Genomic DNA, 2,353 nt, shown 5'->3' on the forward strand with positions numbered 1-2,353 from the left:
GATCAGTTCAGGCTCCCCCCGATTGGTCTGCACTTCCGCGATCAGATCCGCCTCACGCACATCCCCCACCAAGATGTCGGTGAACATTTCTTTATCTAAGAAACGAACACTGTTCCAGTTGAGCTGCGCCGCCTCCTCAGGGAAGAACAGCGTCAGAAACTGAGGGAGAAACTCCTTGAGAAATTCCTTGAAGAGCTGGTCACTTTGCACACCAAATTATACCGCGCCGGTTTGTCGAGGAGAGTTGCACAGACTTTGCACAGAGTTTGCACAGAGTTGCCTGCTAGTATGTCTACCAGGAGGAACTCTCATGTCCTCCCTCAGGAAAGCAACTTTATGAAAATCACTCGTTTCGTTTTGCCGCCCCATGAAATGGGGCGTCTGGGTAGCCTTCGGCTGCAAAGCCCGTGCCGGGCTACCGAATGTGTTCCTAGCCCGGCACGGGCTTTGCGGCACGCAGTGCCATTGCAGACGCCGGTTTCAACCGGCGGCGGAGCGATTCGTGATGATTTAGCCATTGCTTAGGTACACGACAACACAGACGGCTTGTCTGTTCAAGCCAAATAAAGGAATTTGAAATATGCGACTCTCTCGGTGGCCAATTTTTTGGTAGCGACGCAGCTGGTGGCTCCGGTTCTAGGGGCGGTAGTGGTAGCGGCTTCTATGGCGGCAGCGGTGGTGGCACTACGTTCAATGCGGGAGGTGGTGGTGGTGGCTCGTCGTTTCTTGCCAACCTCACGGCTTCAGGAGCAAGTCAAGCCGGTCTCAACGGCAGCAATGCTGGTGTGGCCCCCGGCGGTGCAACTGACCTAGACTATTTTGCCGGCGTGGGAACGGGCGGCGTGAACCTCGGCAATGGTGGCAACGGGCGTATCGTGCTGATCTACGCCTCCTCAGCCGCTCCCGAGCCGGGCACGCTGGCGCTTCTGGCACTGGGGGGGACGCTGGTGATCGTCAAGCGGCGGCGTAAGTAGGGGCCATCTCCCTTTTGGCCATCTCCCCTGGATGCTCGTTCCTCGCTCCGTCCCCTCTTCCCGCGAGCTTGCGAGCAATCAGGGGAAGAGGGGGCAAGCCGAGCGGTAGCGAAGGCGAGGGGGAGATGGAAGGCGAGAAGGAGATGGATTACGGGCGATATAATGCGGGGTGAAAAAGGGAGACGAAACCCATGACCCTGACACTTGAGATACCCGACGATCTGCTACCGCGCCTTGCCGCCATGCCCGAGAAAGATCGCCAGAGCTACACACTGGCCGCCTTGCGCTTGGCGGCGATCTACGGGCCGACACGAGAGCCCGATCCTGTCTTGACTCCCGAGCAGCTTGCCAGCATCGGGCGGGGGCTGGCGCAGCTCGATGCAGGCGAAGGCATTGACGGCGATCTGGTTATGGCCGAGCTTTTCGAGAGTGTGGGGCTACCTCCTCCTGCTCCCTTCAACAAACATCGCACCTAGAAAAAAGCGGCGTGAGACGCTTTCCTGCGGGGGGGCCACTGCGCCCCTCGGCTCGCCCTTTGGCTCTGGACATCTCCCCTGAAGTTGCACGAGAGATTCTGAAGGCACGGGACTGGCTCCTGACGGTCTCGCGCTCCGTGGCCCAGCGGTTCGCGATGGTTCTGGATCAAGAGCTGAAAGCACTCTGTAAAGCCTGCGCGGTGAACCCACCCACACAGCCACACGAGCAAGCCACGATCTACTACTCCCGCCCCGTGTTCAGTCACCGCTTCCAGACCGGCAAGACGAAACAAAAACGCTCTTCATCCGGCGTCTGGTACGTAATCTTCGACCTGCAGGACACCAGCAGCGACACACGGCCTGATCTCTTACGTGTCATCACCATCTTTCATGCCGCCAGCCAAGCCCCTTGGGACAGCCAGGGCGAAGAGGACGACGACCAAGGCGAAGATTTAGTTTAAGGGGCCAGCTCCCCTGATTTTGCCATCTCCCCATTTAGCCATCTCCCCATTTAGCCATCTCCCCTGGACGCTCGCAAGCTCGCTCCGTCCCCTCTTCCCCGGGTACCCTCTGGGTGCGCTCCTTCGTCGCCGGAAGAGGGGAGTAGCCCGTGGGAGCGAGAGGCAGCGAGACCACACCCTTATTTGACTTACCGAGCCGCCTGGAGCATCTCGCTGCTGTGGCGACTCAGGTAGGCCATGACTTCGGCGTGCATCTTCTCGATCTCGCGCCGGTAGCTCCCGGAAACCTGCGGGAACTCCTCGCGGCTGGCACTGACCCGAAGCTGGGCCAGAAGGCTCTCGAAGCGCATGCCGTCCACAAACTGCGCGAAGTGGAACAGATGCGTCCCCGTGCGGCAGACCGTCGGCAGTGCCGCCAGCGCCGCCGCACGTGTCTTATCAT

At 59.8% G+C, this 2,353-nt stretch carries 4 protein-coding genes and 2 pseudogenes; 4 read left to right on the top strand and 2 right to left on the bottom strand.

The features are described from left to right. Nucleotides 1-210, bottom strand: a pseudogene (locus ACH2EH_RS02095) (hypothetical protein); the annotation flags it as partial. Nucleotides 211-573: 363 nt separating this feature from the next. Here ACH2EH_RS02095 and ACH2EH_RS02100 point away from each other — a divergent pair. From ACH2EH_RS02100 to ACH2EH_RS02115, 4 genes are all read left to right on the top strand, one after another. Continuing rightward, nucleotides 574-813, top strand: a complete 240-nt coding sequence (locus ACH2EH_RS02100) for a hypothetical protein (RefSeq protein WP_395138407.1) — start codon at nucleotides 574-576, stop codon at nucleotides 811-813. A gap of 14 nt (nucleotides 814-827) precedes the next feature. Beyond that, a complete protein-coding gene (locus tag ACH2EH_RS02105) occupies nucleotides 828-974 on the top strand; it encodes a PEP-CTERM sorting domain-containing protein (RefSeq protein ID WP_395138409.1) in 147 nt (48 codons plus the stop codon). A 191-nt stretch (nucleotides 975-1,165) separates the two neighbouring features. Further along, complete coding sequence (locus ACH2EH_RS02110) at nucleotides 1,166-1,450, top strand: hypothetical protein (RefSeq protein WP_395138412.1); 285 nt, start codon at nucleotides 1,166-1,168, stop codon at nucleotides 1,448-1,450. 11 nt (nucleotides 1,451-1,461) lie between these two features. Then, nucleotides 1,462-1,911, top strand: a complete 450-nt coding sequence (locus ACH2EH_RS02115; protein ID WP_395138414.1) for a hypothetical protein — start codon at nucleotides 1,462-1,464, stop codon at nucleotides 1,909-1,911. Nucleotides 1,912-2,099: 188 nt separating this feature from the next. Here the strand turns inward: ACH2EH_RS02115 and ACH2EH_RS02120 are convergent. Further along, a pseudogene (locus ACH2EH_RS02120) lies at nucleotides 2,100-2,353 on the bottom strand (hypothetical protein); the annotation flags it as partial.

The sequence above is a fragment of the Armatimonas sp. genome (genome assembly GCF_043760365.1).
GTDB lineage: Bacteria > Armatimonadota > Armatimonadia > Armatimonadales > Armatimonadaceae > Armatimonas.

What these genes read in the sequence shown, in the direction of transcription:
- ACH2EH_RS02110 (WP_395138412.1), top strand. Translation starts at nt 1,166, where the DNA reads ATGACCCTGACACTTGAGATACCCGACGATCTGCTACCGCGCCTTGCC.